At 29.8% G+C, this 25,670-nt stretch carries 29 protein-coding genes; 3 read left to right on the plus strand and 26 right to left on the minus strand.

Annotated features, from left to right (window positions below; all coding sequences use genetic code 11):
• Positions 1-1,139 precede the first annotated feature (1,139 nt).
• From KGF50_RS03555 to KGF50_RS03640, 20 genes are all read right to left on the minus strand, one after another.
• The gene (locus KGF50_RS03555; RefSeq protein WP_227846854.1) at positions 1,140-1,841 is read right to left on the minus strand and encodes an MBL fold metallo-hydrolase; all 702 of its coding nucleotides are present in this window, start codon (positions 1,839-1,841) and stop codon (positions 1,140-1,142) included.
• A gap of 156 nt (positions 1,842-1,997) precedes the next feature.
• On the minus strand, positions 1,998-2,438 hold the full coding sequence (locus KGF50_RS03560) for a helix-turn-helix domain-containing protein (protein ID WP_227846855.1): 441 nt from the start codon (positions 2,436-2,438) through the stop codon (positions 1,998-2,000).
• 229 nt (positions 2,439-2,667) lie between these two features.
• Complete coding sequence (locus KGF50_RS03565) at positions 2,668-3,477, minus strand: LytTR family DNA-binding domain-containing protein (protein WP_227846856.1); 810 nt, start codon at positions 3,475-3,477, stop codon at positions 2,668-2,670.
• Between the two features lie 107 nt (positions 3,478-3,584).
• Positions 3,585-3,716 (minus strand): hypothetical protein, encoded by a 132-nt coding sequence (locus KGF50_RS22290; RefSeq protein WP_255654735.1) that lies wholly within the window; start codon positions 3,714-3,716, stop codon positions 3,585-3,587.
• Between the two features lie 213 nt (positions 3,717-3,929).
• Positions 3,930-4,469: a jacalin-like lectin gene (locus KGF50_RS03570; protein ID WP_227846857.1), complete on the minus strand. Its 540-nt coding sequence runs from the start codon at positions 4,467-4,469 to the stop codon at positions 3,930-3,932.
• Positions 4,470-4,721: 252 nt separating this feature from the next.
• Positions 4,722-5,354 (minus strand): ketohydroxyglutarate aldolase, encoded by a 633-nt coding sequence (locus KGF50_RS03575; protein ID WP_227846902.1) that lies wholly within the window; start codon positions 5,352-5,354, stop codon positions 4,722-4,724.
• Positions 5,355-5,459: 105 nt separating this feature from the next.
• On the minus strand, positions 5,460-6,365 hold the full coding sequence (gene dapA / locus KGF50_RS03580) for a 4-hydroxy-tetrahydrodipicolinate synthase (protein ID WP_227846903.1): 906 nt from the start codon (positions 6,363-6,365) through the stop codon (positions 5,460-5,462).
• A gap of 4 nt (positions 6,366-6,369) precedes the next feature.
• Complete coding sequence (locus tag KGF50_RS03585) at positions 6,370-6,972, minus strand: SIS domain-containing protein (protein ID WP_227846858.1); 603 nt, start codon at positions 6,970-6,972, stop codon at positions 6,370-6,372.
• A 63-nt stretch (positions 6,973-7,035) separates the two neighbouring features.
• Positions 7,036-8,307: a PTS ascorbate transporter subunit IIC gene (locus KGF50_RS03590; protein ID WP_227846859.1), complete on the minus strand. Its 1,272-nt coding sequence runs from the start codon at positions 8,305-8,307 to the stop codon at positions 7,036-7,038.
• Positions 8,308-8,334: 27 nt separating this feature from the next.
• Positions 8,335-8,622 carry a PTS sugar transporter subunit IIB gene (locus KGF50_RS03595; protein WP_227436477.1) on the minus strand — a complete coding sequence of 96 codons (288 nt, stop codon included), beginning with the start codon at positions 8,620-8,622 and terminating at the stop codon, positions 8,335-8,337.
• A gap of 15 nt (positions 8,623-8,637) precedes the next feature.
• On the minus strand, positions 8,638-10,719 hold the full coding sequence (locus KGF50_RS03600; protein ID WP_227846860.1) for a BglG family transcription antiterminator: 2,082 nt from the start codon (positions 10,717-10,719) through the stop codon (positions 8,638-8,640).
• 495 nt (positions 10,720-11,214) lie between these two features.
• On the minus strand, positions 11,215-11,736 hold the full coding sequence (locus KGF50_RS03605; RefSeq protein WP_227846861.1) for a cysteine hydrolase family protein: 522 nt from the start codon (positions 11,734-11,736) through the stop codon (positions 11,215-11,217).
• A gap of 207 nt (positions 11,737-11,943) precedes the next feature.
• Positions 11,944-12,768 carry a type II CAAX endopeptidase family protein gene (locus tag KGF50_RS03610; protein ID WP_227846862.1) on the minus strand — a complete coding sequence of 275 codons (825 nt, stop codon included), beginning with the start codon at positions 12,766-12,768 and terminating at the stop codon, positions 11,944-11,946.
• Positions 12,769-12,853: 85 nt separating this feature from the next.
• On the minus strand, positions 12,854-13,648 hold the full coding sequence (locus KGF50_RS03615; protein ID WP_227846863.1) for a MerR family transcriptional regulator: 795 nt from the start codon (positions 13,646-13,648) through the stop codon (positions 12,854-12,856).
• A 15-nt stretch (positions 13,649-13,663) separates the two neighbouring features.
• A complete protein-coding gene (locus KGF50_RS22295) occupies positions 13,664-13,792 on the minus strand; it encodes a hypothetical protein (protein ID WP_255654737.1) in 129 nt (42 codons plus the stop codon).
• Positions 13,793-13,988: 196 nt separating this feature from the next.
• A complete protein-coding gene (locus KGF50_RS03620) occupies positions 13,989-14,843 on the minus strand; it encodes an acetyl-CoA hydrolase (protein WP_413926788.1) in 855 nt (284 codons plus the stop codon).
• A gap of 31 nt (positions 14,844-14,874) precedes the next feature.
• Complete coding sequence (locus KGF50_RS03625) at positions 14,875-15,387, minus strand: DUF1097 domain-containing protein (protein WP_227846865.1); 513 nt, start codon at positions 15,385-15,387, stop codon at positions 14,875-14,877.
• Positions 15,380-15,517, minus strand: coding sequence for a hypothetical protein (locus tag KGF50_RS03630; protein WP_227846866.1), 138 nt, complete (start codon positions 15,515-15,517; stop codon positions 15,380-15,382). Before KGF50_RS03630 ends, KGF50_RS03625 begins: the two co-directional genes overlap by 8 nt.
• Positions 15,518-15,524: 7 nt before the next feature.
• Positions 15,525-16,481 (minus strand): NAD(P)H-dependent oxidoreductase, encoded by a 957-nt coding sequence (locus KGF50_RS03635; protein ID WP_227846867.1) that lies wholly within the window; start codon positions 16,479-16,481, stop codon positions 15,525-15,527.
• A 27-nt stretch (positions 16,482-16,508) separates the two neighbouring features.
• Positions 16,509-17,897 (minus strand): hypothetical protein, encoded by a 1,389-nt coding sequence (locus KGF50_RS03640; protein ID WP_227846868.1) that lies wholly within the window; start codon positions 17,895-17,897, stop codon positions 16,509-16,511.
• Between the two features lie 279 nt (positions 17,898-18,176).
• Between KGF50_RS03640 and KGF50_RS03645 the strand changes: the two genes are divergently transcribed.
• Complete coding sequence (locus KGF50_RS03645) at positions 18,177-19,058, plus strand: LysR family transcriptional regulator (protein WP_227846869.1); 882 nt, start codon at positions 18,177-18,179, stop codon at positions 19,056-19,058.
• Between the two features lie 163 nt (positions 19,059-19,221).
• Here the strand turns inward: KGF50_RS03645 and KGF50_RS03650 are convergent, their stop codons facing one another.
• Positions 19,222-20,253, minus strand: a complete 1,032-nt coding sequence (locus tag KGF50_RS03650) for a hypothetical protein (RefSeq protein WP_227846870.1) — start codon at positions 20,251-20,253, stop codon at positions 19,222-19,224.
• Between the two features lie 323 nt (positions 20,254-20,576).
• Positions 20,577-21,080 (minus strand): Rrf2 family transcriptional regulator, encoded by a 504-nt coding sequence (locus KGF50_RS03655; protein WP_227846871.1) that lies wholly within the window; start codon positions 21,078-21,080, stop codon positions 20,577-20,579.
• 191 nt (positions 21,081-21,271) lie between these two features.
• Between KGF50_RS03655 and KGF50_RS03660 the strand changes: the two genes are divergently transcribed.
• Together KGF50_RS03660 and KGF50_RS03665 are read left to right on the plus strand one after the other, a co-directional pair.
• Complete coding sequence (locus KGF50_RS03660) at positions 21,272-21,643, plus strand: pyridoxamine 5'-phosphate oxidase family protein (protein WP_227846872.1); 372 nt, start codon at positions 21,272-21,274, stop codon at positions 21,641-21,643.
• Between the two features lie 12 nt (positions 21,644-21,655).
• The gene (locus KGF50_RS03665; RefSeq protein WP_227846873.1) at positions 21,656-21,832 is read left to right on the plus strand and encodes a 4Fe-4S binding protein; all 177 of its coding nucleotides are present in this window, start codon (positions 21,656-21,658) and stop codon (positions 21,830-21,832) included.
• 300 nt (positions 21,833-22,132) lie between these two features.
• On the opposite strand, the gene KGF50_RS03670 is transcribed toward KGF50_RS03665, so the two are convergent.
• From KGF50_RS03670 to KGF50_RS03685, 4 genes are all read right to left on the minus strand, one after another.
• Positions 22,133-23,440, minus strand: a complete 1,308-nt coding sequence (locus KGF50_RS03670) for a M20 family metallopeptidase (RefSeq protein WP_227846874.1) — start codon at positions 23,438-23,440, stop codon at positions 22,133-22,135.
• 64 nt (positions 23,441-23,504) lie between these two features.
• Positions 23,505-23,984 carry an L-2-amino-thiazoline-4-carboxylic acid hydrolase gene (locus KGF50_RS03675; protein WP_227846875.1) on the minus strand — a complete coding sequence of 160 codons (480 nt, stop codon included), beginning with the start codon at positions 23,982-23,984 and terminating at the stop codon, positions 23,505-23,507.
• Between the two features lie 46 nt (positions 23,985-24,030).
• Positions 24,031-24,894, minus strand: coding sequence for a PTS system mannose/fructose/sorbose family transporter subunit IID (locus KGF50_RS03680; protein ID WP_227846876.1), 864 nt, complete (start codon positions 24,892-24,894; stop codon positions 24,031-24,033).
• Complete coding sequence (locus tag KGF50_RS03685) at positions 24,894-25,649, minus strand: PTS mannose/fructose/sorbose/N-acetylgalactosamine transporter subunit IIC (RefSeq protein ID WP_003425166.1); 756 nt, start codon at positions 25,647-25,649, stop codon at positions 24,894-24,896. Before KGF50_RS03685 ends, KGF50_RS03680 begins: the two co-directional genes overlap by 1 nt.
• Positions 25,650-25,670 lie beyond the last annotated feature (21 nt).

Here is a 25,670-nt window from a genome sequence, read left to right on the forward strand (position 1 = left end):
ATCTATATGAGTATATAGCACAACTGTACTTATAAGATAATCATCAAAAATTCTACTTGCTTAGGAAATTCTGATTTGTAATAAATATCTTGCAATACAACAAAATAACTGTTGTCATAATATGTTTTTGCTGTATTTACACTTAAATAATACTGTAAATAGAATTACCTAATTGCTTCTTCTGATGGCTTTAATATACATTTTTTCACTTCCTAATACACTCTTTTTATAAAATACATTCCAATACAGATATCCTCCTTTGTCCAGCTTGAATGCTAAAGGTTCGGTTATTATTGATTTACCTAATGCTATATCTTTAATAACTATACAAATCGATTTCTCCTTATAAATTTTCTATTCATGAAATATTTACTTGTTATTAATTAATCTTTCAGTTTCTTTACATGAATTTTCTAAAATATTTACCAACCACATATAGTTTCAGATATTTATATTATAGAGAAAACTTTATTTACTTGATTTCCATAATCTATTGACATTGTTACAAAACTTCAATTTATAAGGTTGATTTCTTCTAATTTAGGCAATAGATTTGATTTATTGCAAACAAAACTTGAGTCATTTCATATATAGGATGGAATTTATTGTTTCTTAAACCATAATTTTCTGATACATATCTAAAATTTGCTTTCTTTTAATGAAATTATATCATAACTTAAACTTTAAATCAGTTCTTTTCTAAATAGAAAAATAAGATAAAACCATTGAAATTATGTGCAAGATAATAGAAAATCATATGCATTTAAATATACTATTTCTTAAATTCTTTTAAGAGCTCTTAAGTATATCTTTTGGTTTTGATTCAATGTAATTATATATTCTTAGCTGATAGATATACTACTACCATCTAATGTACATTTATAGTAAAGATTTTTAATTTTTTTAGTTACCTTTATTTTTTTGATTCTATATTTATGTTATATACTATACACATAGAAACTGTATCTATCACTTATAATATGGTTCTTTGTTATACTTTTAAAAGTAATTGCTTCACTAAAAATAACCACATAAGTAATTATCTTATATGGTCTATGTTAGTTATTCAGTATTATAAAGTTTTATTTTTAAATATCATACAGTAGTTATATTTAACAGTAGTACATCTTACATCTATATTAAATTACCTCTACTACATTAAAACCTTGTTTTTCAACTTCTTCTACAAAATTTTCTCCATCAATATGAATACAGTAAACCTGGTTTCTGTATTCCTTTGGAATAATTTCACTTAACATTCTTAGTGACGTGTGTACATTTTCACTATCCTCATTAAGACATGTATCATGATAGATTAAATTTCCAGATTTCAAATAAGGAATTACATCAAAATTTGTTTCACATGTATCTCCACTATAAAAAATATCATTTCCATTATCAAATTCTAATTTATAAGAATAAGTTTTTATCGCCTTGACATGTTTAGTTATAAATCCTGAAAATTTTAATTGTAACGAGTCAATTCGTTTATTCTCAGCATCATATACTACAAAACTTTCATTTTCTCTTAATCCTAAAAGCTTTAAAAACATACTTATTTTTTCTTTTTCATTAAAATAAACTTTAGTTATTATTTTATATTTCCAATAGCAAAATCCTATAAATCCTCCCAATGAACCTATATGGTCTGAATGCATATGTGTTATCAATACATTTATTTCGTTGATTCCCTCTATCAAATTCTTCTCTAGAATACTTTTAAATACAGTTTCTCCACAATCAATAAGTAACAAAGTGTTATCTTTCTTTATATATGCGGCAGTATTTTTCTCTTTAGTATGATATCCTGAACCTCTACCTAAAAATAATAGCTTATTCATAATATTTCCTCTCTTAATTCTAATCTTTGTTACTTACTTATTATATAATACTTTTATTATCTAACAACATATACATATCTTACTCATCTCTAACAAAACCACACCTCTTTATTTATATATTTTCACGTCTAATTTCCAATAGAATCTATTTGAAATTTAATTTATTCTATCTCTTTTTTTTACATATTCCAGTATATAACTAATTCCCATACCTATAAAACTACCAACTACCCCCCACATAAAATTATCTGTGACAAATCCAATTGATATACCAATTATAAAACCACCTATAATTAAATTATCTGATGGGTCATTTTCTTCCTCATTTTTATTATAATCTGTTATATTATCATTAGGTAATTTACTTGATACAATTGTATCTTCAACTTCAGCTTTATTTTCATTAACTATCAAATCATCTAAAGTTACATTAAATAGATTTCTTAATAATATTAGATTTTCTATATCTGGATATGTTTTATTAGATTCCCATTTTGATATAGCTTGCCTAGATACATTTAGCATTTCAGCAAGTTGTTCTTGTGATAAATTTCTTTCTTTTCTTAGCCTTTTTAAATTTTCTCCCAAGTTCAACATAATCACCTCATCTCAATTTAAATTATATTCATCTATCAGTTTATTCACAAGACTTATATAGTTGCATCTTGTTAACTATTAGTTGCATCGCTGAATTTATCTACACTTCAAATAAGAAAATAATAAAGGAGTTGTTTCAAAATTGATTTTTTATAATCAAATTTTAAGTTCAACTCCCTTTTGGATTTTTATATGTTATTTTTTATTCCAAATGCTCCTCTTTAAAGTGTCATACCTTTTGCATAATCGCAGCAATTTCCTCCCGTACCTTAAAATACCTTTTTTCCGGAATGGGAATCATCGTGCCTGTAACCATGGTAATTCTATAGCGTTCCACAGAATCAATAAATTCACAGTTAACCAGATACCCCCTGTGTGGTCTACAAAAGATTTCCGGGAATAATAGCGCTACCTCGCCTATAAGCCGTTTAATCGTTACTATCTTGTCCACAAAATGAACGACTGTATACTTGCCAATCGCTTCCGCATATACCACCATATTTGGATCAATATACTGTAGACCTGTGTCGTTGCGCAGTTCTATTTTTTTGTGCTGCTTTTTCACACTGCTTTCCGTCACCAGCTTTTGTACATAGCGATACGTTTGTACGCTGACCTTGAAAGGAAAGACCTCGTCATCGACCAGCTCGTTCCACTCGTTTGATACATGCATATGCGTTATTTTTACGCTCTTATTTTCGCCAGACTGTCTAAAATGAATTGTCACTCTTTGGTTGGCCGCTGCCACTTTATCAGCGTCTTGTTCAGTGTGACAGGAAAAGCGCCCGACTACGATACTGCTGTCTTTTCCGGGCTGTAGTAGGTAAAACTCAACATTCTCCATCTCTATATTTGGCATGATAAACCCATCTTTGAAGTAACTTTTTACTGCTATTTCACCAAACACGAACAAATTGCCTGGACCAATCCACATGACATCGGTATCCAATGCAGAAAAGAATGGCTCTGTGTTGAGATGATAATATTCACGAAGCATATACTCAGTGTACTCCACCACGTTTTCCATTACCAATTCCATTGAACACCCTCCTTCTGATTAAATATTGCAATTACTATTTTGCCGCAGATTAAATTTTTTTGCAAATAGTTTAAATATTTTTGCTGTTTTGAAACTTGTAAAAAATGTCATTCATCATCTTTTGTACAAGAAGATATCAAAATCCTCGTTCCTGCTGGGCAGTTTTGACAGTCTTTAACTTGAACCTCCTCTATCGGATTCAATATTGTAATTGTAATTTTGTTAAAAACAGAGTGCATCCCACTCAAACCTCAAGCGGGATACACTCTGTTTTTTTGTTCCTGGTCTCGAAAGTATACTGTGCAACCAGCTTCTCATCTAATCCACTTTTTTATTTGATTCTACTTATTTAAAATTTCATCCAGAGACGTATAAAAGATTTTTTAAAATCATCCGCTCCCTAAAATTTCATTGAACGCTCGAAGTTTATTTTTCATTTCTTCTACAAAGGTTTACTCTTTAGTAAATTCCGCCTGTGTAATACATCCTATCTTTCTTTGATAAGCTCCTATTGCAGATAAAAATGAATAATTATGCAAAGTCTTGCCTCTCTCTATTGGTGATGAGGTCTTTCCAAATAGACACGCCAAAGCATACCCTTTGTCAAATTCAATTGTAAAAGGCTTCCCCTGAACTGTTCGCCCGTTATGTTGATTTTCTATTCCGACGTCACGTCCCATGTCAGTATGAAAAGTCAGATTGAAAATAAACGATTTATTCCAATAACTTGCTATAGTTCCTGTAATTTTAATAATATGTTCTCCAGTCAGAAATTCAAGGTGTGCTTCATTTCCACGGTATGTTCCATGTGTATTAAGGTCAAACTGAGCATAACAAGTACCTATAAGATCAATAGCTTCTCCATAGCGAATAAAAATTTCATTAGGAAATGTACATCTGAGTTCCTCATATTCACGGAAGTCATCAAAATCAACAGCTCTTGATGCCTTGGCATCAATTAAATTAGTTTTTCTCAAATTCAAATCTGTCATATAAAATATCCTCCTTTTCTTTTTTCTAATTTTATTAAATCCATCAATAAAATTCAATGATTTGGAACAGATGACCTATTTTGGGGAATAAATAGCGAATATTTGATTAGACAAATACGATTTAAATCAATTACACACACATCCTTATCTGTTACACCTATAATGAAACTTATTTCTTGAAAATAAGCTAATCTACGCAAAAAAGAAAGCTGTTACACATCAATTTATAATTGTTATGCAACAGCTCCAACTTTAAGCTTCTCTTGTATTTTTAATTATTTCACAAATCTTTCTAGCATTTTCAGCAATATCTTCAACACTACCTTTAGTTAATAATCCACCAAATCCACACACATCAACACCATTTTCCAACCATATATGTAAGTTATCAAGAGTAATTCCACCACTTGCCAAAATTGGCATATCAGGTATTGGTGTCTTAAATACTTTCACTAATTTTGGTCCATAAAAATCTGATATTGGAAAAGCTTTGACAAAGGCAGCCCCTAAGCTCAATGCATCTACTGCTTCAGTCAATGATGTACATCCTGGTGCATAAGGAATCTGATATCTATTACAAATCTTTGCTACACCTTCATTGTAATTTGGTGCAATAATGAACTGAGCACCATGTAAAATGGCATGACGAGCTGTTTCACTATCCAATACAGTTCCTGCTCCTACACAAAGTGTTTTACCATATTTTTGACTAAGCCCTTGTATAATTTCTCCAGCATTATTCAAAGTATAACTCATTTCTATAACTGGTACTCCACCTTTAATACAACCTTCAGCAATCTCACATGCACGCTCAAGTGTTTTTGCTCTTACAATTGCTAAAGCTCCACATTCTACCATTTTTTTGGTTATATTCATCTTTTTCATACCATTCACCTCTACATTCATCAAAGCATTTTGATTCTTCATTAATTTCAATCCCATTTTATAATACTATATTAGTTATATGTCAATGTGATACCCCTATCTGTGTTATCTATTCTCACAGTTTTTATTGAACAACGCTTTATAATTTTCAACTACTTGCTTAATTTCTTCAAGAGATTCTCCTGTTGGCTCAATTACAGGAAATCGTGCAGGCCCAACATTAATTCCATTCAAGACAACAGTTTTTTTTATAACAGATGGAATAGTTCCAAATTTTAGGATACGACGAAGTTCTTCAATACTATTTTGAGCTTTTTGAGCTTCTTCCAAATCACCCTTCATGAATTTATTATAAATAGCAATATTAATCTCTGTTAGAAAATTTGCTGTGGCTGCAACAGCACCTTGCCCACCAGATTTCAAGGTATCAAGAATAAGGGAATCTGAGCCTGAAAATACACTGAAGTCTTCATTCCTAGTTATTTCAATATAAGCTTTTATATTATCAAGCTTACCACTACTATCCTTTATTCCAACAATATTCTTTACCTTAGATAATTCAAGTACTGACTCAGGTTCAATATTAATTCCTGTCTTACCTGGCATGTTATACATCATAATTGGCAAGTTAATTGTGTCAGCAATAGCTTTATAATGTAAAATTAATTCCTGTTGTGTTGGTGCCACAAAATATGGTGTAATAATTGATAATGCACTTGCACCTATTTTTTCCATTTTCTTGGACAAATTTATAACTTCTCGAGTTGAATTGCCCCCAGTGCCAACAAAAACTGGTACACGATTATTAGTATGATTGATAACAATTTTTGCAAATTCAACCTTTTCATCATCTGTAAGTACATGACATTCACCATTAGTTCCTAAAATAAATAATCCATAGATTCCCCTATTAATTAGATAATCAATCAATTCACATGTTGCGTGTGGATTGATATTTTGATTCTCATCAAATGGAGTTATCATTGCACATATAATACCTTTATATTTCATAAAATTACATTCCCTCTCTAATAGACTTTCCAAGACTTCCTCCTGGATGCCACTTTAAATACTGCTTTGCATCAAGACCTTTAGCATACTGAAGTGCAACACTTAATGATTGTAATACTATAGTTTCAGCAAGAATTGACGCACGAGGAGCCTTATTAAGGCAATCTCCTTCCTGTTTAACACCTGCAAATAAGAATATATCAGAAGAATTCTTTAAGTATGAATCAGTATTTCCACTCACACCAATTATTTTTGCTCCATTTGTTTTTAATGTTTCAACAGTTGCTTTTAATTCTTGAGTTTCACCACTATTCGATATTGCAATAACAACGTCACCCTCAAGTACTTGACCACTTGACCCATGTACTGCTTCTGTACCATGCAGTATATATGCTGGTGTTCCAGTAGATGAAAGCAATGAAGAAATATATCCCGATACATGACCTGGTTTACCAATACCAGTTACATGCACACGTCCATGCTTCCTTTCTGCTTCAAAAATTAAATCACGTGCTTTGTTTATAGATACTTCATCTATTGAAGCAATGAACGTCGCAACTTCATTAGATAGATTCTCTAGAAATACAGGTAATGTATTTTCCGCCATAGATTTATCCTCCTTAAAATTATAATAGGAATACCTATTGTCCTTGTATAATATTAATATGTTTTAGATAGGTTTTATAAATTGTAAAATATTATGTAATATTGAACCAACCACATTATAATCAATATTAGGGAAAGTCGCACCTTCTATACCAAGTGTTCCATAAACTGGATATAGTATAACTGGTAAGAATGCAAGAAATAATCCTACAACGAATGAACCAACAATAGCTCCTCTCCATCCACCTGATGCATTACCAAACACCGCTGCTGTACCACCTGAGAAAAAACATATATGAGCAGCTGGAATAATTACTACAGGGAATATATTAGGAAATGATGCCATAATAACAATTGCTAATAGGCCAGCAGTATATGCTGATATAAATCCAATAATAACTGCATTTGGTGCGTATGGAAATACTGTTGGTACATCTAATGCAGGACGTGAACCTGGAATATATTTTTCTGAAATAATTACGAATGCTGCAGTTATTTCAGCCAAGAACATGCGAACACCTGACATTAATATTGACATACCAGCTACGAATGTAAATGCTTCTATAAGAGGGAACACTAACCAGTGTGTTGAGCCAGCAAGTTCCTGAGTAAATGCGTGACCAGCTTTTAATGTTGCTACATAGAATAAGATTAGCATAACTATAGACAGACCCATTAAGAAATCTCTGAATATTGATAACCACTTAGGAAATTTAATCGTTTCTGTTGTTTCTTCTTTATGCTTTGAAAATAAACGACCAATATAACCTGATAAACCATAACCAATCATGTTGAAGTGACCAATAGCTTGTTCATCGCCACCAGTTAGTTCACGCATAAATGGTTGACAGAATTGAGGTAATGCAGCAGACATAAATCCTAAGATAGTACCTCCTACTAAAATAGTAATTGTATTATCGAATCCATGTGCTTTCATAATCAAAACTAATACACAAGAAAAGAATAAACTATGACCTGTTGTAAAGAAAATATTTTTGAATCTTGTAATACGTGCAAAAACTAAGTTTAATATGAATCCAAGAATCAATGTACATGAAACCGCAAAACCATATGTACCTTGTGCAAGTGCAGTAGCTGCTTCTGGTGAAGCTATAACACCTGTAATTCCAAAGCCTTGTTGGAATAATTTATTGAAGTTCTGTAATGCTCCAGTCATAGCTGAGGCACCAATACCAAATATCAAGAAACCTATAAGTGTTTTTGAAGCTCCAGTAAATACTTCAACAGCTGGTTTCTTTTGAAGAATCAATCCTATAAATGCAACTACACCAAGTAAAACAGCTGGCGTACTCAATAAACTAATAATAAACTCCATAAATAGCCCTCCTTATTCTATTAAATTTTATTTTTCTTTCGATGCAAGAAATTTTTCTAATGCTGTTTTAATTTCATTACGGTCAACAATGTTGTGAATTCCAATTATATCAAATTTCAAATTTTTATTTTTTAACTCTTCAGCAACATCGATTAATGTTTCTACAGCATCTCCATTAAATCCATTTAATGAGTCTAATGAACCATGCTCTACTTCAATTGGAAAATTATTTTCCTTAATGATTTGTTGAGTCTTTATTTTTAACATCAAACTTGAGCCAACTCCTGCTCTACATGCGATTAAAATTTTATACATAATTAAATCCCCCTTTTATAATTCGTGTGTTTTTATAAAATCAATAATTTCATTAGCTTCCTTAGCATTATCCAAAACTCTAAAGAATTCTTCTTCTTCCAATAATTCAACTAACTCGGACATAGCACGTAAATGAGTATTATTATCTATTGCACTTAAGCAAAATACATATTTTACAGGGTCATTATCATCATTTCCAAACTCAATAGGATTTTCTAAAGTAGCAATCCCTATTGCAATTTCTTTTGCCCCTGCTTCTGGTCTAGCATGTGGAAGTGCCACATGTTTTGTAATTACTATGTACGGCCCAGATGCCTTTGCTGAGTTAACCATAGCATCTACATAGGCTTCAGTTACTTTATCATTTTCAACTAAGACAGAAGCTGACTGTCTAATAGCCTCCTCCCAATCTTTAGCTTTTATCCTTAGTTTTATTAATGTTTCATTAGTAATGTCACTTAGCATAGGTCCTTCTCCTTCCTTAGACGTAAAATTTTCTATTTGTGTAAAATAAGCTAATAACTCACTTGAAAGCATACTTTCAGAAGTTACTTTAGCATATTTTTTTATTATATCCATAACCTCATCTATTTTAGGTTGTCTTAAAAAAATATCACCCAATTGAATGTACACTTCACGTGTAACCTTATATTTTTCTTTTGGGGTCATAACAGGACTAACTTTAATTACTGGAACGTCTGTTTTTAAACCCTCTGCCTTATAATTAGTAGTAAACACAATGTCTACAGATTCACTGATATTTTCCAACTCAGAGGATTCTAATATTGGTAGAAAATACAAATCAGGAAACAAGTTTGTAAGTTCTGCATGTAAAATAGCCGAGCTACCAACGCCATTTGAACAAACTATCAATGCTATCCTTTTTCTAGGTCCATCAAACTCTTTTTTATCTGAGAAAAGGGTTGCAAAATGCATAGTTAAATATGCTAATTCCTCTTCTTGAATTTCCTCTCCAAATAGTCCACAAAACTCTTTCATTGCATTACTCACAATTCTGTAAACTAATCTATATTCTTCTTTTACCTTTTCACAAATTGGATTATAAATAGGTAATTTAAATAAAAGTCTGTAATAGGCTGGTCTAAAATGAGAATATAATCTCTTAAATATTTTTTCTTGACTTATATAATAAACTCCACTTAAATATCCAAAATTTGTCATCATTTTATTTACAATTTTTGAAATAACAGCTCTATCTTCCGTATCTTCTTCATCATTTCCTATTGATATACCTAAAATCCAAGCACTAATATACATTATATTATGAGATTTTATCTTCTCTTTACTCTCATATACTTCTAATAGTTCCCTAGCAAATTTGTACTCCTTCATCGAACTCATGACTGCAATATTAGGAATATCTATATTCTCTTGAGCAACTATTCTATTTGAATACATCCTTGCTTTTAGAAAGATAAAGATATATATAAACTCTATTAATCTATCTTCAACAAAAGTAATTTCATATTTTTTTACAAGCTTTAATATAATTTTTTTAGCTTCTTCAAAGCTATCTAACTTATACTCTTCAATAAAAATATCAAATACTCTTGAACTTTTCTCATTAGATAGAGTTTCTATAATATTTTTAATAAGTACTCTTCTAATTTCCATCTCATTCCCGACTAAGTAATATCCGTTTATGCGATTGTTCTTAACCTTAATACTCTTTTTTTCAAGCTCTGGTATCAAATCTTTAAAATCAAGATTTACAGTAGACCTACTTACTTTTATAGAATCTATAAAATGGTTGATTGAAATATCCTCCAGATTAATAAAAAGCATTAAATACATATATAAAAGTCTTTCTGTTTTGCTAAAGTAGTAAGTATTCTTAGAATAGTTTTTTTCTAGGATTTCTTTAATTGCATCTTTTGTATCTTTTTTAACAATAATATCTTTATCAGCTCTTAAATATATAAGTGGTACTTTTTTTACTTTAAGCATGTCATTGATTTTATTTATTCTATAAGTAATTTGCCTCTTTGACGAGTTAGATTCCTCTTGCAGTTCATCAGCTGTAATCAATGTGCTATTTAATAAAATCTGAAGAATTGATACAATTTCTTTGTCCACTTCTATTAATCCCTACTTTCTTGTTAAGATTAGTCTTTATATTATCCCTGAATTTTCATCACCTCCATAATATTTATTTTATTTGATAATTTTAGCCTTTTCAATTTCATTTAAGTCTAACTTTTGTTTTAGATTAAGACAAAAATTAAACTTATCTAAAATACAAACTATAATACAGGTATAGATTCTATATATAAAAAAATAGTTTCTTAAATAAAGAAACACAAGAAAAATTGATTTAAATAATAAAAATTATATTTATTATGAATAAATTATTACAACTAAAAAGCACATTAATTTAAAATAAAATTGATGTGCCTTATCTATAACTCTAATATATTAAGTCTGATTTTTAATTTAGAATTTAACATCCTTTGTTGAAAATTAACTTTAAAATCAACTTATGTAAATATAAAATTCACAGTCTATGTTTCTTATGATTTTAATATTTTAGGCTAAATAAGTTAAATTTTTTTCTTATGTAATAATCTATATTTATTTCATCCTTCTAAATGTTTCGTCTAATGAAATACATTCTGCATATCTTCCATTCCAGATAAATTCATTATAGTATTTATATGATTGTTCTGCTGACATAAATGAATTCTTAACAGTTGTATTTGAATAAGCTGGAACTATTATATTAAGCCCATGTTCAAATCCACATTTTATAGTAGCATCAATACAGTAATCTGTTTGAATCCCAGCAATAATTATATTTTTTTCACTCTTACTTGTTAAGTATTCTAATAAGCCTGTTCCCTTAAAAGCGCTATTTACTTCTTTATCAAAGATTTTTTCTTCATCACATGGTTTAAATTTTTCATATATTTCAAATCCGTTTTTACCTTTAGTTAACTCATGTTCAACTCCATCGTCGTGACGTACATAGATTACTTCTATATTATTTTTTCTTGCTGTATCAATTAAACTTTCTACATTTGCTACAAATTCATGAAATTTATATAACTTTTCATTTGTTATTAGTTTTTGTGTATCAACAATTAATAAAACCATACCTATTCCTCCTTGAATGTTCCTCTGATAATTTCTTTATATTTTACTATAAAAGTAAATATTATCCTATAAATTTTTATTGTGAAAAATCTATTAAAACTAGGCTCCGATTTAAGAGAATATCTACAAGTGATTTTTACTTAAATTCAATTAACAAATAAGGGATAATCATATCACTCATTTATGATATAATTATCCCTTACACTTTTAAAGAGTTTGTGTTGTGTTTTTAGAAAACCTTTTGTATAGTGCATCTCTTGGATTTATAACTATCAATACAATTGCAACTACCAAATATAATATTGCATAGTATTTTATAAGCTCTATTAAACTTCCACTAATTATCCCAATTAGAAAATTAAATAGTTGATGTATTATAATAGGTACTAACAAAGTTTTATTTAAATTATAAAAAGTTGCCACTATAATACTAGTTGATATAACTGCAGTCATAAAAAATATAATATATTTTATTAAATCAATCCCTGTAAATCCTGTTGTAAACCATATTGGCAAATGCCACATACCCCACCAAAAACCTACTATTATTGATGCTTTTAAAGGAGAATGTTTTTTCTGAAGTTCATTTTGAACAAATCCTCTCCAACCTAATTCCTCACCTAATGGTCCTGCAAATAAATTTTTTAAGAATAAATATATAAACGCTCCCCATGATGAAACTGTGAAGTTAGGCATTGTTCCATGATTTTTAGATGTTAATATAAGTATAACTACTATAACTATTAAAACTTGTATACTAATTACTATAGATACTATTGAAAATTTAAATTTATGTCTAAATCTATCTTTTACATATACTATAAATTTTTTATCTGGGTAAATTTTTTTAAATAATATCATAAATGCAAAAGTTGATGACCAAGCTGATATACACAAAGCAATGTCAGATACCACTGTTGGAAGTTTTAACATTATAGTTGCTACTACTAATAAAAAAAGTGGTAAGAAAATTATATTTGTTAAAATAATAAAACTGACTACAGGTCTTTTTAATGCTGTCTCTGTTCTCATAAGTAATCCTCATTTCAAATTAATGTTTAACTGCTTATATCATGAGTTTAAACCTATGAGTAAGTCCCAGGTCAATGTTTTTATGTTATTTTATAGGGGCATGAATCTCTAAGAATATACGTTCAATCCCTTCTTCATAAGTAGTAAGCAATATGTTAACATAGACTATTCCAAGTAATTCATATCCATTTTCTATTGCTATTTTTCTTAATCTGTATTCCACTTTATTATCAATATTTTCTCCTCCAGTTGACCATCTTCCATCTTCAATAATAGTGTAAATACAATTGGGATGGGAGAGAACTTCACCTTCTATAGTTTTATCGATGTTTTCTACTTCTTTTACGATTATAACTTTATCTTCTATTATACCTTCTTCATTAAAATGTATTACTCTTCTTAAAGCAGTTAATGTAACTGCTTTTTTTAAGTTGTTTGTATTTTCTTTTAAAGCCTCATATTCATTGTAATCAGTAACATGCTTTATTTTACCTCTCACTTCTAAAGGCTTCATTTCTTTTATTGTGTATTTCCCGAAATATGTTTTGATTTTATCACAATCTTCTTTGACTAACTGAATCTTTTTTAAGAGAAGCTTTTTATATTTTATTTCTTCTAATATGATTTGTTCCTTCTCTTCTAGTAAAAGTTCTAAATTGCTTATACTCTTGCTTTTTCTTATTTCTTGAATTTTTTTAATTTCGATATCAATCTCTCTATAAAAATTTATTGTTGTAATATCATATATATCAAACTGATTATATTTTCTATATCCATTTTCATCATTTTTCTTAGGATTTACTAATCCTTTATCCTCATAAAATTTTAGTGTGTCTCTAGACATTCCTAAAAATTTAGATACTTGTCCAATTGTATACATTGTATCCTCCTACTGTTATATAAGTTCTTTATGTTCATTAAATTTCTTCCTATTAACAATTACAACATCTTCTAAACCTTGAAGTATCAAAGTCATCATAGTGTTTGCAATCTTTGTAATTACTCTTTTTATTTCATAACTCAAGTGAAAACTTGTTAATATGATACGTTATAAATATTATATTGTCTACATGTATCTAACAATGATTCTTTACCTTTAAAATACTCTCTCACATATTTAACTTTTACTTCAAAAGTTTTTCTAGACACAAAAATATTCCCTTCATGATAACAGTTTTATTATTTTAACTATCTGTCATCATAAAAGGAACATCTTAATTTTATCTCATTGGAATATATCCATGATACTGTGAATATACGTCCATAGTTGCTATATCACCTAAGAATACTGAAGCAATATTGAATTGTGGTTTTAAATATGGAAACTCCTCTTCTTGTGCCCATTCAGGCTTTTTGATAAATGATTTTGTCCCTTCAACCACAGCTTTATACCATTCTTCTTCTCCTTCAAACCATAGTTCTACTACACGATCAAAGGCAGTTGCTCCATAGTTAATCATGATTTTACTACTTACAAAACGATTAACATAACAGCAGTTTGTAAAGTATGGAACTACCTCATCATAGAACCATTTTTCTCCTTCTTCTTTAGAAATTCCATCTGGATACTTAATCATAAATTGCCAACGATAGTTTGGTCCATCTTGTACAGTACGCCCTTTTCCTCTAAAATCTTCTTCCCAGTTTATTGGAACAAAAGCAAATATAAATGGTGGACATCCATTATCCCCACCTACTGCACGTCCTGCATCTCCACTTTCTGCATTCTCATGAACTTTTTTATTCTCCACATCGGGTATACATCCCTGCCAACGAAGAACATCCATAGGCATGTATTCTGTCATAATTCTATTTGCCATTTCAGGCATATGTTCATCTACAAGCCAATAATGCTCTGTTAATTGCATCTTACGTACACCAAAACGTTCGCCTTCATCTGGTGTAGGATACGCTTGATAAAAAGCATATTTAGTACAATATGGTCCAAAATTACTAATACTATCTGGAATATGGTGGCGATATAACCAGTCCATTAATTTAGGTCTATACTCTTCCTTAGCAAGCCCTACATATATTAAACTTCTCATTATTTTAAATTCAAATCCCATAAACATTCTCCTATAATCAAATTATATTCACATGCTTTCAATTTCCCGTTTTTTTATCTTTCTTCAAAATGCACACAGTAAATAAATCTACCCCTGCTCCCACATACCACACTCCTACTGCCATAGCCACAGCAATTTGAAGATAAAGACCTTGTAAGTTAATAATACTTTCACCTGCCATAATAGTTAGACCTATGGCCCAACCACAAAGCCATGCTGGTAAGAAGATTATTTTTTCAAATAAAGATGCAATTATAACTGCAAAAAATCCTAATATGCTAAGAGTTAAAAATAATTCTAGGTTTGGATTGAAATTCATATATTCCATAATTAAAATGGCCAACACTGCCCATAAATCTCCACACCAAAAACCGAACATTATTTTTAATCCATCTTTTCGTTTATTACCATTTGTTACATATAATCCTGCACAAATAAGTGCTACAGCTCCAGTTTTTACTCCTATATAAGGTGCTAACACTGCCCACAAAGGAGGTAGTAAAGCAATCCCTATAGATAATGTTAATATTTCTTTTTTCTTTCTATCCATTTTCTATATTATAATTAGTAGCTTCTATAGCTTGCCTCATCCCAACTAACCATATTGCTATTGGATTTGCAATCATGGATAATACTACTAATAAATCTCCTATAACACTAATTAAAATATGAATCTTCATATTTTAATTATTCTCCTAATGAAAGTTCAACTTGCTTTTCTTTAGTTGATGGTTCTATAAAATTGTAAGCTGCTTTTCTTTCTTTAAATTCTGGTGTTTTACGAACTTCTGCATAATGGCCTTCCATTTGCTTAATATCATCACCATGTATAAACTTACCTGCTAAAGTATCATGAGCATGACCCAATTGCTCTTCTGGGAAACTAAATACAGTTTTTCCATTTGCAGTATCTAATTCTCCAACTATACCACATAGAGCACATATTGACTTTTTAGTACCTGGCTCAAGGTAGAATAATCTATTATTACAATGTGGACAGACTCCTTCTTCTCCTTTGTATAAAGCTTTTTCAAAATCTTCTGCTGCTTCAACTATGTTTAGACCTATTTGATGAACTTGAGCAAGTTTTGAGTCATCCATTACTAATTCCTTTGCCCATGGGAACCAAGCATTATCTATAACTTTCCACATTGGTATTAATGCTAGCATAGCATGCTCACATTGAACTCTTGTACCCCAATCTGAGCCTCCTATTCCCATGAATGATATTACTTTATCATTAAGCATTTTGGAATCTGGAACTTTTCCCCCTGTAGCTTCTGCAACTTTTGTTCCTATAATATTATTTCCTCTATCTGCTCTTGGTCCAAAACGATCCATTATAGTATGGAATAATCCTGATGCTCCTTCCTCAAAAATAGGGTCTGAAACTACTATCCCATCTGCATCTTTCATTTTGTCAAGTAACCATTCAAAATCATCTTTTAATACACACATACTACCTTTTCCAGATAATAAAGTCTTAACACATGCACAACATCCAGTACAATGTTTAATGTTAAGAGATGACATTTGAATAAATTCTACTTCAGCTCCTGCTTCTTGAGCACCTTTAAGTGCCACTTTACACATGGTGTCATTATTTCCATTTTTTGTTCCAAAAGAAACGCCTAGTATTTTCATTTTTAACTCTCCCTCTTTAGTATTTATTTAATCTTCTTTCATTTTTAATATATAGAATCCATCATCTAGGGCATCTATGATGATGTAACCTCTATCATCAACGATAAGATCTTCTGTTACTGCCAAGCGTGGTCCAGGGAATCCTGAGAAATAAGACTCTTCTGGTGTTTTATTTGGATTCGGTGGTATAAAATATGCTAACTCTTTGATATAATACGGATCCGATACATCATAAACCCTTAACCCTGCATGGAAATAACAGCAATATACTCTATCTCCTCTTTGCTCTAGCCACGGCTTATTATCCATTGGCTCATGAAGGTTATGTGGACCAAATGGTCCTGGCTTTCCTAATCCTGCGACATTAAAGTTAGGATATGGGAAATCCTTCGGTACTTCAGGATATGGAAATTGAGCAATTAATGTTGGTCTTGTTGGATCACTAACATCAACCATATGTATATTATTCATAGCTTGAACATCTGTAATATTCTCTGGCTTAAAAAATTGGAAACGTTCTCCCTCATTTTGCACAACAACTAAATCTCTTCCTGGTAATGGTAGTGCTGTATGAGTTCTTGCTCCTGCAAGCCTACTAGAAAATGCAGGCATGAATGGTAATTCACCTAAGCATCTTGGTCTTGCTAAATCCTCAACATCTAGTACAACTAAACCAGCTCCACCATAACCACAATATGCTTTTCCATCTCTTACAAATGGAGGTCCATGAAGCCATCCTTTATCCATAAATTCTGGACAATGAGCTGCTCCTGGATCAAAAGCTCTATTTGGATATCCATCTGCATATTGGTCTGGTCTCCACCATTTACCTATTTCCACTGGATTAGTTGGGTCTATTATATCTATAACTCTATAAATCAGACCTTCAAATCCAACGCAATCACTTGATAAATGTACATATCTTCCACCATTGTACATAAATCTATGAACACCCATTACATGCTTTAATCCACAATCCCAATATCCTAAAAACTTAGGATTTAAAGGGTCTTCTTTCAAACTATATATTCTAATTCCTGCTTCGCATTTAATACTTGCTAATTTAGCTTGATCAACAAGTGCTCCTGGCCCACTTCCACAGCTCATAGCTACTATCATTAAATCATCTGCTATTTGAATTTTGGGAGTAGTTGTTGTAGGATACTCTTTTGAATCTAGCATTTGAAAATGTTTTATAAATTGTGGATTATAAGGATCTGTAACATCACTAATCATTACTCCATTTTTTTTACTTCCCCCAAAACAGCATCCATATAAATAGTATTTTTCGTCTCTTTTGTACAGAGCCATTTGAAACATTCCACAAGTTCCATCTAAGTCATTAAAGGAACAAACTTCAAGGTTTTTAACATATCCGTTATTTCCTTTCCCTTTTGCATAAAATTTATCTTCCATTTTTTCTCCTTTCCTGTTTCTCATTTGAAGTATTATCAATTGATATACTTTCATTTTATGGGACAAACTTACTTAAATCCAATATCGTTTTCATTGGAATATATAAGTTATTCTTATTAATAACTTTATAAAGTCTAATATGAAAATATATTTAAAATATATATTTTTATACAAATATTTTCTAATATTCTTTAAAAGTGAATTTTCTTATACTATAATAAGTTTTAATTATATATAAATAACGTTTACAAACAATCAAGTTTAAATAGGGGTGATTATTTGAATACTAAACAATTAGAATATTTTATATCTGTAGCAGAAAATCTAAGTTTTACCAAAACAGCAGAAAAATTTTATATTTCCCAAACTGCTGTTACACAACAAATAAAAGCTTTAGAAGAAAAAATAAATGTAACTCTATTTACAAGAAGTAAACGACATGTTGAACTAACACCAGCTGGAAAAGTTTTTTTATCTGAGGCACGCATTATAATAAAAAATATCAATGATGCTATTGAAAAGACACAACAATTTGCACATGGTTCTTTTGGAACTTTGAGTATTGGAATCTTGATAGGGTATGAAAAAAACAAATTTCAACAATATTTAAAAGAATTTTCTAATACCTACCCTAATATATCTATGGAAATTTGTACTAACGAGATAACTGAACTTTTAAACTTAGTGAAAAATAATTTTATGGATCTTGCCTTTGTCATTAATCCAGAAAATCAACCATTAAAAGATTTTGAATATAAAACTGTAGAAAGATATTCTTTGGTAGCTCTTTTACCCCCTGGTCATCCACTTTGCAATGAGGATTATATTGATTTAATTGAGCTACAACATGAGAAGTTTATTTTTGTAAAGGAAACAGGAGATGAGTATGGCCAAAAGTCCATGATACAGAATAGATATCGTGAAGCAGGATTTGTGCCTAATGTTGTGCAACGTTCAAATGATCTTAATACTATTGAATCACTAGTAGCCTCTAATATGGGTATATCCATTTTGCCTTCATTTTGTATTGTAGATACTATGATAAAACAGGATATTGCAATTGTGCCTATAAATGAAGTACAAAATAGAATTGAAGTTGTAGTTGTATGGAATAAAAACAATACAAATCCAGCATTAGAAAAATTTATTTCTATAATATAAAATTAATTAATATTAACTATAAAAATAGCATTAACCACTTTTCTATGGTTAATGCTATTTTCTCCTTACTTAATTTTTAATATACTATTAATAATGTCCTTAAACTTTAGAAAAAATACTTTTTTATGACTATTATCTTCTATACAATAGTCATATTTCTTATTTATAGTTTACCATACGAAAAATAATCACTAAAATTCTTTACAACCTTTTTCAAATATTCCTTAAAATTTATAATTTTTTCCTTGTGTGTCAATTCTATTAACTCTTCTTCTCTTTCATTAATCATCATGGCCATATTATCTCTAATTTTTTTATCTATAGCATGTTTAATTTTACTATATTTTTTATATTCATCTTTATTACAATTTGAAAGCTGGTCAATTGTTTTAAAATCTTGTAATACGTACATATATTCTCTCCTGAACTCTTTGATATAATTAATTAACAGCTCTAATTCACTATAATCAGATAACTTAGACTTCCTACTACTTGATGAATTTTCAGCATTAATAATATTCCAATAAATATTTTCGGAATATTCGCTTATTTTTTCAAAAACTCTAATTTGTAAATCACTTTTTTCTATTATTCTATGAAAAAAATACTCATATATATTTTTATTTTTAATCAACCAATTACTTAAATCTAAGTTTACCATAAAATCTATATTTTTACATCTATGTTTATTCTTTTCTTTAAAGTCCTCTAACCATTTGATTTCTAAATCATCTAAATCTTTTGGTATACAAAGTACCCATTTATTCAATATCTTATTTTTTCTTTTAGTTGTTTTAACAGTCTCATCAAAAGATTTCTCTATCTGTTTTATTCTATTACTTTGTTTATAATCTCCATCTCCTTTTTCTTTCGCTATAGTCAATTTACCTTCTACAAAAAATTTACATTGATATACAGTCCATAAATCTCCATTTTCAACTAGAATATCTAATCCTCCATCACCTCTCCTAGTTTGAACATGATAAATTTTTCTAGAAAAATTCAACTCAAGTGTCTGGAATTTCTCAATTTTTCCCATATCTTTAAATTGTTTATCATCAATTTCATCATTTAAAATATAAGATAAATCTAATTGTTTTTCCTTATTTAATATTAATAAACTACACATAGTTTCAAAAATATGTCTAGCAGCTTCTTCTCCATATATTCCTGCTAATAAATAGTTAATTTGCATAAAACCCTCCATTGAGAAACTAATTTTATTATAGATTCCTTTTTGATTTTCTTTATTATATTACAAATTTTAAACAAGTACAATTAGACATATAAACATAAAAAGAAATACCTTTCATCTTTTTCAGATAACCCTTCCTTTACTAAATGTAAGTCTTGTTTTTTGCAAATATTTATTATCATATTACTTATTCCTTATTCAAAAATAAAATAAGCTAGATGAAGTATTCTTATCTCACCTAGCTTTATAGTAGTTATAATATATATATTCATTGCAAATTGTCATTACTTTATACTTTGTTTAATATAAATCTTCTCACAATATTATTTTTTTGTATTTTTAAACCATTCGATTGTTGCTTCTTCCATTTCTTTTGGAAGTATATTATTGTACACTTGATTATATAGCCATCCCAATGTCTTATTATTTAAATATTTTTTCATTTCATTTTCAGCTTCTAACATTACTACCTTTATTAAACAAGGACACTTAGTATGTGTTTCTGGTAAATTATCCTTATCTAATAATATATTATTTTGTCTTATCTCTGCACATTGAAAAAATGATTCCCTTCCTTCTACAGCTTCTACAACATCCCAAAATGTTATATTATCTGCACTACGAGCTAATGTATATCCTCCTTTTACTCCGGGAACAGATTTTATTATCCCAGATTTACTTAATCTTGCATATACCTTAGATAGATAACTTTCTGATATTCCTTGAAATGTTGCTAAATCTCTAATTCCAATTGATTTACCTTCTTCTAAATTAACCATATATAATAAACAATGTAGTGCATATTCTACTCCTACTGAAAACTTCATTTAACTTTACACTCCTTAAAAAAAATAATACCTTTATCATACATTATTATTATATTCGATTCAAGATATGCCACTTACATTTAATTTAAAATAGCATTTTATTGTTGACAGATTAAAAAAATTATTATATTATAATTAAAGACAATAATTATCCACGATATATTTTATCTTTAATTTAGGAGGAATGTAAAATGTTTACAGAAAAATTTTTAGAAGTTTTAAATAATGAAGGAGTTGTTTCTATTGTTACTTGTGCAAATAATGAAGCTCATGTATCAAATACATGGAATAGCTACCTAGTTCTTGTTGAAGAAAATAAAATACTAATTCCAGCAGCTGCAATGATAAATACAGAAAATAATATAAATATTAATCCTAATGTTAAATTAACACTAGGTAGCCATGAAGTGATGGGATATAGATATATGGGAACTGGATTTTTACTTGAAGGAACTGCTAGATTCTTAAAAGAGGGAGAGAACTTTAAAATTATGAGAGATAAGTTTCCTTTCTTAACAAGAGTATTAGAAGTCACAGTTGTATCTTGTAAACAAACTTTATAAAGGAAGGTTAATATGCCTAGAATAATCAATAAATCCGAGTGTATAGCTTGTGGAACCTGTGAAAGAGTATGTAAGGTGGGATGTATAACACAATTAGAAGATAAAAAGAGAATGATAAATTCCTCAGCTTGTGTTGATTGTGGAGCATGCCAACTTGCTTGTCCTAAGAGATGCATATCTCAAAACTAATTAAAATAATGTAAGTAAGTGAAGGTAGTAAAAAAGAACAGTGCTTATTATCTTAGACAGGTCTTTAAAATAAAGTGTGTATTCTTCCGAAAAGTGGTGATGATTAAAATATTAAATATCACGATATATAAGGAAGGTACACATTTTTTATGTTTAATAAAAATGAAATATTAAAAAAACTTATTGTTTTAATAACGCCACCAAGTCCAGCTGCTATTTCTATTACTATTTTCCCAGTTCCAGGTATACCTACCTCTAATGTATTTTTAATTATATTTGCACATAAGTTCTCTTTTCCTTTTACAATTCTAATAGTTTTATTAAAGCCAAGGTATATATCTCCATATTCTTTCGTATATGCTCTATTGGTACTCTTTCATCTGCTCCATGACCACCAGTTTTATACTCTAAGAACTTAGGTCCAAACGCCACCATATCTTTAAACCAACTTGCATATGTGCCACCACCCATAGCAATTGTATATCCATTTTCATCTGTTACTTTTTCATAGGCTTCTAATAACTTTTTAAGTACTAAACTACTCTCATCCACATAATGTAAGTCTTTATGAGCAATAATCTTTATTTTCCAACCATTACAAAAAAACTTTTTGAATCTATCTATTATATTGTTTAAAACTATATTTTTACCATACCTTATATCTAGCTCACATATGATTTTTTCCTCATTTACTTTTAATATTCCTAAATTTAAAGTAGTGCTTTTGAATACCTCATCATATTGATTAATTCCCAATGCATCTCCATAATAGTCACTACAAAGGTATTTTGAAACTAATTCTATATCTTCTCTATACTGAAAATCCATATTATCTTTAACTATCTTTATTATCATTTTAGATATAGCATTTTCTCCCTTTTCAGGATTACTTGCATGCACAGCTACTCCTTTAGTAGTTAATTCTGAAATAATTCCATTAATAATCTTTGCAGTACAATGAGACGGAACAACATTTTCTTTAGTTCCTCCTCTTACTATTATGTAAGGTTTACTTTTATCAATTTTAATCTCTTTTTCTATCCTTATATGAACTCTTCCTTTTTCTCCATTAACCACTGGATACATAGCATCTGGAGTAAAGCCCATACTTGGAATTTCTTCACCTTTATCTAAATAATATTTGATACACTTCATACCTGTTTCCTCATTTGTACCAAAAATTAATCTTATTCTTTTATTAATTGTAGGGTACATATCCTCTATGTTTTTCAATACATGTATAAGCATAGATACAGCCCCCTTATTATCTATGGCACCTCTTCCATAAATAACATTGTCAATTACTGCTCCCGAAAATGGATCTACACTCCAACCATCTCCCGGTGGAACGACATCTAAATGCATTGGAATTCCTATTAATTCTTCTCCCTCTCCAATTTCTGCATATCCAATATAATTATCAATATTTTTAACGCTAAAGCCCAAACTAGTGCAGTAATCTAAAGTTTTCTCTAAAGATTTTTTAGGTCCGATACCAAAAGGACATTTTGAAATAGGTTCACCTTGTTGTGTATCAATTTTTATTAATTCTTTTAGGAATTCTACTGTTCTATTTAAACTATTATCTACACTTCTGCTTATATCCATAAATCAACCTACTTTCTGTTTTTTTAAAGCCTGTTCTTAAAGAACAGGCTTTTAGCATTAAAAACTATTTTCTTGTAAATACTAATTCGCAAACTTCATCATCATGAGCACATTTTTGAGCAAACTCTAATTTAACACCTTGTGCACAATCAACTCTTCCATAATCACCGTAGCAAGCTAATCTACAAATTTCTTTTCTTTCTTCTTTAGTTAATCCATACTCTTTCCAAGCAGCATCTAATGGACAGTGATAGAATTTTAAAACTCCATTCTCATCTGTATTTTCTACTAATTCCATTTCAAACACTTTTTGCCCTTTACTGTTATATAACATTTCTGCCATTTTTCCTGGAGTATCTGCTACATTATATTTTTGACCTCTCATTTTGCCAAATCCATATATTGCTTCTTTACATATATCATCTGGATTAACTCCTAATTTTTCAGCTTCTTTCATAAGAAGATAAAACCATACTGCTCTTTCTCCTGTTGCTCCTCTAATTCCTTCTAAATATTCCTTTTCTGTATACATTTTTTCTGACATGTCTTTCTCCTCCTAAAATTAAATTCTATATTTTAATCATTGTAAATTAGAATATTCCAATGAATGATCCTACTAATGCTACTACAACTAAAATTACTAATAACTTAGTTATTGTCCACTTCTTGTATTTCATTCCCCAATATACGAAGAATACAACACCAAGTGGTAATAAACCTGGAGCAATCATGTTTAATGTGTCTTGAACAACAATTGCTTTACCACCAATATCAAATGATAATGGAGTTGAAAGCTTAACTGTAGTTGCAGATAATGCTCCCATCATAAACATTCCTAGAATTGAAGCACCATCAATTATCTTATTGACAATACCACCTGATAGAATTTTCTTAATTGAATCTCTACCTAAAGAATATCCTAAATGGAATAAGTAATAACCTTCACAAAATAGTAATATACTAAACATTATTGGGAAAAATGCACCTATAACACTTCCTTCTGCTCCAAATGAAGCACCTAAAGCTAAGAATATTGTTTGAAATGTACCAAAATCTAAAGTATCTCCAATTCCAGCCAAAGGTCCCATAAGCCCATTCTTAACACCTGAAATAACTTCTCCTGGGATTTTTCCTTCAGTAGCTTTCTCTTCTTCCATAGCTAAAACTGTACCGTGAATTAACCCTCCCCATATAGCTTGAGTATTAAAAAATTGTAAGTGCCTCTTTAACGCATCTATTAAATCTTCTTTTTTCTTATATAACTTTTCTAGAGCTGGAGTGAAACTTGCACAAACTGCTAATGCTTGCATTCTTTCAAAAGAGTTAGATAATTCTGCTGTCCACCACCATCTTAGATATGTTTTTGTTACATCTTTCTTCGTAAGTACTCTTGTCCTATTAACTTCAGTTGTACCTTGTTCATTTTTAACTTCTTTGTTTTTTATTTCTTGCATTATACTTCACCCACCCTTTTATCTTCTTTCATAAATGTAATTAAAAGAGCTATACAAACACCAAATATTGCAGCTGCAGTAATTGATATTTCAAAATATTGAACCATAAAAAATCCTATAATAAACATTGGTAAGAATTTATTTTTACCTATAGTAAATATTGTTGTTGCAAAACCTAATGCAGGCAATATACCGCCCATTACTGTTAATCCATTCATTAACCATTGTGGTATAACATCTAATAATGATTGAACTAAATCTGCACCAAAAAAGTTACATACAAAAACTATTGGAAATCTTAAAACAAACCCAAATATTAAAGAGTAAAGTGTTGCACATCTCCAGATACCTTTTGTATTACCTTCTTCGGCATACTTATCTGCCTTATGAACTAATACAGCATTCCCAGTTCTTCTTAAGTTATTAACTAATACTCCTATAACACCTAAAGGTACTGCAATAGATACTGCAACTTCTGCATTAACACCAGTTTGGAGTGCTACTGGTATTGCAATAAGAGCAGCTAAACATTTATCTGATGGAATATTTCCTCCTGCTGCTACCATTCCTAGATAAACCATTTCTATACTTGCACCAACAATCATACCAGTTGTTACATCACCCCAAAGTAATCCAAGGCTAAAACCTATAAATAAAGGAGACTTTAGTGTTGAGAAAAGGGTATACCCTGCAAGACCTGCTGCAAACCAATACCATAATCCTGTTACAATTGCCAACATCAAAACAGATTCCATTTATAATTCCTCCTAATTTAT

The organism is Clostridioides sp. ZZV15-6598 (assembly GCF_020657705.1).
Lineage (GTDB): Bacteria > Bacillota > Clostridia > Peptostreptococcales > Peptostreptococcaceae > Clostridioides > Clostridioides difficile_F.

Coding starts and splice junctions, on each gene's coding strand:
- KGF50_RS03555 (WP_227846854.1), bottom strand. CDS start 1,841: ATGAATAAGCTATTATTTTTAGGTAGAGGTTCAGGATATCATACTAAA.
- KGF50_RS03560 (WP_227846855.1), bottom strand. CDS start 2,438: ATGTTGAACTTGGGAGAAAATTTAAAAAGGCTAAGAAAAGAAAGAAAT.
- KGF50_RS03565 (WP_227846856.1), bottom strand. CDS start 3,477: ATGGAATTGGTAATGGAAAACGTGGTGGAGTACACTGAGTATATGCTT.
- KGF50_RS22290 (WP_255654735.1), bottom strand. CDS start 3,716: ATGCACTCTGTTTTTAACAAAATTACAATTACAATATTGAATCCGATA.
- KGF50_RS03570 (WP_227846857.1), bottom strand. CDS start 4,469: ATGACAGATTTGAATTTGAGAAAAACTAATTTAATTGATGCCAAGGCA.
- KGF50_RS03575 (WP_227846902.1), bottom strand. CDS start 5,354: ATGAAAAAGATGAATATAACCAAAAAAATGGTAGAATGTGGAGCTTTA.
- dapA (WP_227846903.1), bottom strand. CDS start 6,365: ATGAAATATAAAGGTATTATATGTGCAATGATAACTCCATTTGATGAG.
- KGF50_RS03585 (WP_227846858.1), bottom strand. CDS start 6,972: ATGGCGGAAAATACATTACCTGTATTTCTAGAGAATCTATCTAATGAA.
- KGF50_RS03590 (WP_227846859.1), bottom strand. CDS start 8,307: ATGGAGTTTATTATTAGTTTATTGAGTACGCCAGCTGTTTTACTTGGT.
- KGF50_RS03595 (WP_227436477.1), bottom strand. CDS start 8,622: ATGTATAAAATTTTAATCGCATGTAGAGCAGGAGTTGGCTCAAGTTTG.
- KGF50_RS03605 (WP_227846861.1), bottom strand. CDS start 11,736: ATGGTTTTATTAATTGTTGATACACAAAAACTAATAACAAATGAAAAG.
- KGF50_RS03610 (WP_227846862.1), bottom strand. CDS start 12,768: ATGAGAACAGAGACAGCATTAAAAAGACCTGTAGTCAGTTTTATTATT.
- KGF50_RS03615 (WP_227846863.1), bottom strand. CDS start 13,648: ATGTATACAATTGGACAAGTATCTAAATTTTTAGGAATGTCTAGAGAC.
- KGF50_RS03620 (WP_413926788.1), bottom strand. CDS start 14,843: ATGTTTATGGGATTTGAATTTAAAATAATGAGAAGTTTAATATATGTA.
- KGF50_RS03625 (WP_227846865.1), bottom strand. CDS start 15,387: ATGGATAGAAAGAAAAAAGAAATATTAACATTATCTATAGGGATTGCT.
- KGF50_RS03630 (WP_227846866.1), bottom strand. CDS start 15,517: ATGAAGATTCATATTTTAATTAGTGTTATAGGAGATTTATTAGTAGTA.
- KGF50_RS03635 (WP_227846867.1), bottom strand. CDS start 16,481: ATGAAAATACTAGGCGTTTCTTTTGGAACAAAAAATGGAAATAATGAC.
- KGF50_RS03640 (WP_227846868.1), bottom strand. CDS start 17,897: ATGGAAGATAAATTTTATGCAAAAGGGAAAGGAAATAACGGATATGTT.
- KGF50_RS03650 (WP_227846870.1), bottom strand. CDS start 20,253: ATGCAAATTAACTATTTATTAGCAGGAATATATGGAGAAGAAGCTGCT.
- KGF50_RS03655 (WP_227846871.1), bottom strand. CDS start 21,080: ATGAAGTTTTCAGTAGGAGTAGAATATGCACTACATTGTTTATTATAT.
- KGF50_RS03660 (WP_227846872.1), top strand. CDS start 21,272: ATGTTTACAGAAAAATTTTTAGAAGTTTTAAATAATGAAGGAGTTGTT.
- KGF50_RS03665 (WP_227846873.1), top strand. CDS start 21,656: ATGCCTAGAATAATCAATAAATCCGAGTGTATAGCTTGTGGAACCTGT.
- KGF50_RS03670 (WP_227846874.1), bottom strand. CDS start 23,440: ATGGATATAAGCAGAAGTGTAGATAATAGTTTAAATAGAACAGTAGAA.
- KGF50_RS03675 (WP_227846875.1), bottom strand. CDS start 23,984: ATGTCAGAAAAAATGTATACAGAAAAGGAATATTTAGAAGGAATTAGA.
- KGF50_RS03680 (WP_227846876.1), bottom strand. CDS start 24,894: ATGCAAGAAATAAAAAACAAAGAAGTTAAAAATGAACAAGGTACAACT.
- KGF50_RS03685 (WP_003425166.1), bottom strand. CDS start 25,649: ATGGAATCTGTTTTGATGTTGGCAATTGTAACAGGATTATGGTATTGG.